Below are 269 nucleotides of genomic sequence, written 5' to 3'. Positions count from 1 at the left end.
AAATAATTGGGACATCGCCCGCCTAAGTAAAGACGGTGGCGGGATTGGCATCTATTACGGAAAAGTTCGCGCCCTTGGTTCCGATATTAAGAAATTCAAAGGAAACTCGTCTGGTATTATTCCGTGGATTAAATTGGTAAACGATACAGCCGTAAGTGTGGATCAATTAGGACAGCGCCAAGGGGCGATAGCGGTTTACTTAGATGTGTTCCATAAAGATATCATGAACGGTTTCCTCGATTTAAAAACAAATAACGGGGATGAACGGC

Annotated in this window: 1 protein-coding gene; it reads left to right on the top strand. The window is 43.5% G+C overall.

Annotation, left to right across the window (positions count from 1 at the left end; translation table 11 throughout):
* The coding region (locus RYX56_RS22655) for a ribonucleotide reductase barrel domain-containing protein (protein WP_500660646.1) at positions 1 to 269 on the top strand (269 nt) is incomplete at both ends.

Origin of the sequence: Alkalihalophilus lindianensis (assembly GCF_032843265.1) — a bacterium.
Taxonomy (GTDB): Bacteria; Bacillota; Bacilli; order Bacillales; family Bacillaceae_D; genus Alkalihalophilus; species Alkalihalophilus lindianensis.
This window is presented reverse-complemented; position numbering and strand designations above follow the sequence as displayed.